The following is a 5,899-nucleotide window of genomic DNA, read 5'->3' on the forward strand; positions in this document are numbered from 1 at the left end:
TGGATAGGCGAAGAATGTCAGGCAGAAGGCCCGGCGCAGGGTTCCTCAAGACGGCGCTTCTGGTTGCGATGCTGGCGGGCTGCGGTGGCGGCGGTCGGTCGAACGAGCGTGCGCTCGACAGCTATACCGCCGAAGAGATCTACAAGAAGGGCGAGCTGGAGCTTGAGACCGGCAAGAAGCCCAAGGAGGCGCTGGTCTACTTCCAGGAGGTCGAGCGGCTTTATCCCTATACCGAATATGCCAAGCGTGCCCTGATCATGCAGGCCTATACGCATCACCGGGCCAAGGAATATCCCGAGGCCCGCGATGCGGCGCAACGCTATCTGGACTTCTATCCGGGCGACGAGGACGCGCCCTATGCGCTGTATCTGATGGCGCTCTCCTATTACGACCAGATCGACGATGTCGGCCGCGACCAGGGGATCACCTTCCAGGCCCTGCAAGGGATGCGCGACGTGATCGAGACCTATCCCGACAGCGAATATGCCCGCTCGGCCATGCTGAAGTTCGAGCTGGCCTTCGACCAGCTGGCGGCGAAGGAGATGGAGGTCGGGCGCTATTATCTGAAGCGCGGGCACTATACGGCGGCGATCAACCGCTTCCGCGTGGTGGTGCAGGACTTCCAGACCACGACCCATACCGCCGAGGCGCTGCACCGGCTGGTGGAATGCTACCTGGCGCTTGGCCTGACCGACGAGGCGCAGACGGCAGGGGCGATCCTGGGCTACAACTATCAGTCCTCGCCGTTCTACGACGACACCTATCGCCTGCTGAAGGGCAAGGGCCTGTCGCCGGAGGCCAAGGGCGAAGGCTGGCTGCGCACGATCTACCGCCAGATGGTGAAGGGCGAGTGGTTGTAGGGATGGTGCGTGCAAGCACGCACCCTACGGGGCGATCCGATGCTGCGTAGCCTCGACATCCGGGATGTGCTGATCATCGACCGGCTGAGCCTTGAGCTGGGGCCGGGGCTGAATGTGCTGACCGGCGAGACGGGGGCGGGGAAGTCGATCCTTCTGGATGCCCTGGGCTTCGTCCTGGGCTGGCGCGGCCGGGCCGAACTGGTGCGCCAGGGGGCGGCGCAGGGCGAGGTGACGGCAGTCTTCGACCTGCCCGCGGACCATGCCGCGCGGGCGGTGCTGGACGAGGCGGGAATCGAGTCGGAGGACGAGCTGATCCTGCGCCGGGTCAATGCCGCCGACGGGCGCAAGACCGCTTTCGTCAATGACCGCCGCGTCTCGGGCGAGGTGTTGCGCGATCTGTCCGATCATCTGGTGGAACTGCATGGCCAGCATGACGACCGGGGCCTGTTGAACCCGCGTGGCCATCGGGCGCTGCTGGATGCCTTTGCAGGGCTGGAGCTTGCACCTTTGCGGGCGGCTTGGGCGGCTCAGCGCGAGGCGCGTAGCGCGCTGGCCGAGGCCGAGGCAACCTTGGCGCGGGCCGCGGCGGAGGAGGAGTTCCTGCGCCATGCGGTGGCCGAGCTGGACAAGTTGAACCCCCTGCCGGGCGAGGATGAGGTTTTGGACGCCCGCCGTCGTCTGATGCAGGGCGCGGGGCGGATTCGGGAAGACGTGGCGAAAGCGCTGGCTGCGCTTTCGGAGGAAGGGGCCGAGGGCCGGATGCGCGACGCCTTGCGCTGGCTGGACGGCGCGACGGAGAAGGCCGAGGGTCGGCTCGACGCCCCGATGGAGGCGTTGAACCGTGCGCTGATCGAACTGGGCGAGGCGCAGGGAGGGGTGGAGAGGGCGCTGGAGGCGCTGGACTTCGATCCCGGAGAACTGGAGCGGGTCGAGGAGCGGCTGTTCGCGATCCGGGCGCTGGCGCGCAAGCATAGCGTCGCGCCCGACGATCTGGGCGGCTTTGCCGACGGGCTGCGCGCGCGGCTTGCGGCGATCGACGGCGGGGCGGCGGGGCTGGCGAAGCTGGCCAAGGCGGTGGCCGAGGCGGAGGCGGCCTATGCGGCAGAGGCCGCGCGCGTGACGATGGCGCGCAAGAAGGCGGCGAAGCGGCTGGATGCGGCGATGGCCGCAGAACTGGCGCCCCTGAAGATGGAACGCGCGGTCTTCGCGACCGAGATCACGGGCGGCGAGCCGGGGCCGGACGGGGTGGATGCGGTGACGTTCACCGTGGCCACCAACCCCGGCGCGCCTTCGGGCCCCTTGAACCGCATCGCCTCGGGCGGGGAGCTATCACGGTTCCTGCTGGCGCTGAAGGTGTGCCTCACCGGCGACAGCCCCGGCCTGACGCTGATCTTCGACGAGATCGACCGTGGCGTCGGCGGGGCCACGGCGGATGCGGTCGGGCGGCGCCTGAAGGCGCTGGCCGCGGGCGCGCAGGTGCTGGTGGTGACCCATTCGCCGCAGGTCGCGGCCTTCGGCGCGCGGCACTGGCGGGTGGAAAAGCGGGTGGCGAAGGGGCAGACGCTTTCCACCGTCACCGGGCTGGGCGCCGAGGAGCGGGTGGAGGAGATCGCCCGGATGCTGGCGGGCGACACCGTGACCGAGGCGGCACGGGCTGCGGCGCGCGCCTTGCTTGCTGGGTGATCGTTCTGCCCAAAGCCACGGCGAAATTGTGACGACCCATGCGTTCAGCGCATGACGGCACTTCCCGCTTGACCCTACAATGCTGCGCTGCAGCGTCCTATCTTCAGGGCACGAAGAAAGGACATATCATGTTCAACCTGTTTAAATCACTGGTTTCCGGGAAAGCCTTCCCGCGCATCGCCGATCTGGAACGTGCCTATCTGAACGGCTCGGTGTCGCTTGTCGACCTGGAACGCCGCCAGCGCGAGATCGACCAGGGCCTGTTTCGCCGGTCGAGCTTTGACTACTGATCATGGCTGACCCGGCACCAGCTTGCCGGGGTTCATGAGGTTCAGCGGGTCGAGCGCGGCCTTGACCGCGCCCATGACCTGCCAGCCCTCGCCATGCTCTGCCGCCATCAGGGGCAGCTTGCCGAAGCCCACGCCATGTTCGCCGGTGATCGTGCCGCCCAGGCGGAGGGAGCGTTCGGCCAACCGCTTCGCCAGCGCCTTGGCAATCGTCGCCTCCTCGGGCCGCGCGGGATCGACCAGCAGGATCGCGTGGAAATTCCCGTCGCCGACATGGCCCAGGATCGGCCCCGGAATCCCCGAGGCGGCGATATCGGCCCGGGTCTCCTCCACCGCCTGAGCCAGCGCCGAGATCGGCACGCAGGCATCCGTCACCACCGCCTTCGCCCCCGGCCGCGCGGCCAGGATCGCCCGGTAGGCCGCATGACGCGCGGCCCAGAGCCGGGTGCGATCTTCCTGCTTTTCCGCCCAGTCCAGGCCTGAGGCGCCGAAGTCTTCCGCCAGGGCGCGGAAGCGGCCGACATCCTCGGCCAGGCCCGCCGGGTGCCCATGGAATTCCACCAGAAGCTGCGGGGTGACGGGCAGGGTCAGGTGAGAATAGGCGTTGCAGGCGGCCACGGTGTCGGCATCCAGGAACTCGATCCGGGCCGGGGTCAGCCCCATCTGCATCACCGCGATCACGCAATCGACCGCGGCGCCGACCGTCGGGAAGGCGGCAACGGCGGTCATCACCGCCTCGGGCTGGCCGTGCAGCTTCAGCACCAGCTCGGTGATCAGGCCCAGCGTCCCCTCGGACCCGACGAAAAGCGCGGTCAGGTCATAGCCTGCCGAGGATTTGGGCGCAGCCGTCCCGGTGCGGATCACCCGGCCACCCGCCAGCACGACCTCCAGCCCACGGACATTATCGCGCATCGTCCCGTAGCGCACCGCCGTCGTGCCGGAGGCCCGTGTCGCCGCCATCCCGCCCAGCGAGGCATTCGCGCCTGGATCGACCGGGAACATCAGCCCCGTGGTCCGCAAGTCCCGGTTCAGCGCCTCGCGGGTGATGCCCGGCTGCACCCGGACCAGCCGGTCCTCGGGGCGGATCTCCAGCACGGCGGCCATCTCGCGGAAGTCGACGGCCACGCCCCCATCGAGGGCCAGCGCGTGCCCTTCCAGCGAGGTGCCCGCACCCCAGCCGATCAGCGGCACCCGATGCAGGGTGGACCATTCGGCCAGCGCAGCCACTTCGGCGGTGGAGCGGGGGAAGACCACGGCGTCGGGCAATGCGCCCGTGACCAGGCTTTCGCTTTGCGCATGTTCCAAGAGCACCGGCGCGGCGACCGAGGCCCTGTCACCGAAAATCCCGCGCAGTGCGGCAAGGGCAGGTTCTTTCAACATGCGGTCAGCCTAGCGGCTTTCGGATGCGGCACAAGCTCTGGCCCTTGGCGGCGCTTTCCGCTATCAGGCGCGCATCCTTCGCCATGGGAGTCGCCCGATGAAAGCCGCCGTGATCACCTTTCCGGGGTCGAACTGCGACCGCGACCTTGCCGTCGCCTTCGAGGGCGCGGGGTTCAAGGTGGAGCGGGTCTGGCACAAGGACAGCGCGCTGCCCGAGGGCGTGGATGTCGTGGGCGTGCCCGGGGGGTTCAGCTTCGGCGACTACCTGCGCTGCGGCGCCATTGCCGCGCAATCGCCGGTCAGCGCGGCGGTCCGGGCCCATGCCGAAAAGGGCGGCTATGTCCTGGGCATCTGCAACGGCTTTCAGGTCCTTACCGAGATGGGCCTCCTGCCGGGCGTGCTGATGCGCAATGCGACGCTGAAATTCGTCTGCCGCACAGTGGTGCTGAAGGTGGCGACCACCCGGTCCGATTTTACCGGAGCCTACCGGCCGGGGCAGGATATCCGCATCCCGATCGCGCATCATGACGGCAATTACACCATCGACGCCGAGGGGCTGGCCCGGCTGCAGGCCGAGGATCGCATCGCCTTCACCTATGCCCAGAACCCCAACGGCAGCATGGCCGACATCGCCGGGGTGCTGTCAGAGAACCGCCGCGTGCTGGGGATGATGCCGCATCCCGAACGCGCGACCGAGGCGGCACTGGGGGGCACCGACGGCAAGGGTCTCTTCGCCTCGTTGATGCGCGGGATGGCGCTGGCCTGAGGCCCCTCGGCTTGAGGCCATTCCGGCCCGGCCCTAATCTTGGGCCATGACCGCCACAGATACCACCACTGCTACCCCCTCGGCACCGGGCCTGCCCTGGCGTGCCAAGCTGGCCGTGGTGCTGCTGGTGATTCTGGCGGTGGTGGTGGTGCTGGTGTCGAACCGCCTGCTGACCGACCGCTACAGCGCCGCCACCCGCAGCCGGGCCGAAGTGCGGCTTGCGCTTTACACCGGGAACCTGATGGCCGAGTTGCAGCGGACCTCGGTCGTGCCGCTGCTGCTGGCCAATGACCCGGACCTGATCCGGGCGCTCAAGGCCAACAATTTCTCCAGCACCTCGGCCAAGCTGATTGCGCTGCAAGGCGAGCTGGGCGTGGCCTCGATCCGGCTGGTCGGCGCCGACGGCAGGGTTGTCGGGGCGACGAACCGCAACGTCCTGGGGACGAACCTGCGCAACGAGATTTCTTTCGTGGCCGCGCAGCGGGCGAAGGACACGATCTTCTCTGCCGTCAAGCGCGATGCCGGCGGGTTCGACTTCCTGTATTCGCGCACGGTCATGGCCGATGCCAAGCCGCTCGGGGTGATTATCGTCTCGGTCGACCTGATGAAATACGAACGCGCCTGGGCCGGGTTGCAGGACGCGATCATGGTCACCGACAGCGAAGGCACGGTGGTGCTCTCGACCGAGCCGCGCTGGCGGGGTCTGGCGATGACCGATGCGCTGGCGCTGCGCGATCCGCCCTCGGCCATCGCGCGGGCGCTTCGCGCGACCGCCGAATGGACCCAGGACCCGCCCGACGCCTATGTCCGCGGCGAGGCGGTGATGAAGACCGAGGCGCGGGTACCGTTCCGGGGCTGGAAGATCGCGACCTTCACCGCCTATGGCTCGGTGCGCGAACAGGTGAACGGCATCCTGGCGCTGG

The 5,899-nt window shown here is 68.4% G+C and carries 6 protein-coding genes; 5 read left to right on the plus strand and 1 reads right to left on the minus strand.

The genetic code is table 11. From position 1 onward, the window contains the following. Positions 1 to 14 precede the first annotated feature (14 nt). From V7Q39_RS13990 to V7Q39_RS14000, 3 genes are all read left to right on the plus strand, one after another. A complete protein-coding gene (locus tag V7Q39_RS13990) occupies positions 15 to 860 on the plus strand; it encodes an outer membrane protein assembly factor BamD (protein WP_333817211.1) in 846 nt (281 codons plus the stop codon). Between the two features lie 39 nt (positions 861 to 899). Beyond that, entirely contained in the window at positions 900 to 2,543 is a 1,644-nt protein-coding gene (gene recN / locus V7Q39_RS13995; RefSeq protein ID WP_333817212.1) for a DNA repair protein RecN, read from the plus strand. A 128-nt stretch (positions 2,544 to 2,671) separates the two neighbouring features. Beyond that, entirely contained in the window at positions 2,672 to 2,833 is a 162-nt protein-coding gene (locus tag V7Q39_RS14000; protein WP_333817213.1) for a DUF3563 family protein, read from the plus strand. Here V7Q39_RS14000 and V7Q39_RS14005 read toward each other — a convergent pair whose 3' ends face one another. Next, positions 2,834 to 4,210, minus strand: coding sequence for an FAD-binding oxidoreductase (locus tag V7Q39_RS14005; protein WP_333817214.1), 1,377 nt, complete (start codon positions 4,208 to 4,210; stop codon positions 2,834 to 2,836). 97 nt (positions 4,211 to 4,307) lie between these two features. Here V7Q39_RS14005 and purQ point away from each other — a divergent pair, with 97 nt between their 5' ends. After that, the gene (gene purQ, locus V7Q39_RS14010) at positions 4,308 to 4,976 is read left to right on the plus strand and encodes a phosphoribosylformylglycinamidine synthase subunit PurQ (RefSeq protein ID WP_333817215.1); all 669 of its coding nucleotides are present in this window, start codon (positions 4,308 to 4,310) and stop codon (positions 4,974 to 4,976) included. Positions 4,977 to 5,022: 46 nt separating this feature from the next. After that, on the plus strand, positions 5,023 to 5,899 hold an 877-nt coding region (locus V7Q39_RS14015; protein ID WP_333817216.1), incomplete at its 3' end, for a cache domain-containing protein.

Origin of the sequence: Tabrizicola sp., from assembly GCF_036781545.1 — a bacterium.
In the GTDB taxonomy this organism is placed as follows: domain Bacteria; phylum Pseudomonadota; class Alphaproteobacteria; order Rhodobacterales; family Rhodobacteraceae; genus Tabrizicola.

Excerpts from the sequence above, each read along its gene's own strand:
- recN (WP_333817212.1), top strand. The coding sequence starts at position 900 with ATGCTGCGTAGCCTCGACATCCGGGATGTGCTGATCATCGACCGGCTG.
- V7Q39_RS14005 (WP_333817214.1), bottom strand. The coding sequence starts at position 4,210 with ATGTTGAAAGAACCTGCCCTTGCCGCACTGCGCGGGATTTTCGGTGAC.
- purQ (WP_333817215.1), top strand. The coding sequence starts at position 4,308 with ATGAAAGCCGCCGTGATCACCTTTCCGGGGTCGAACTGCGACCGCGAC.
- V7Q39_RS14000 (WP_333817213.1), top strand. The coding sequence starts at position 2,672 with ATGTTCAACCTGTTTAAATCACTGGTTTCCGGGAAAGCCTTCCCGCGC.
- V7Q39_RS13990 (WP_333817211.1), top strand. The coding sequence starts at position 15 with ATGTCAGGCAGAAGGCCCGGCGCAGGGTTCCTCAAGACGGCGCTTCTG.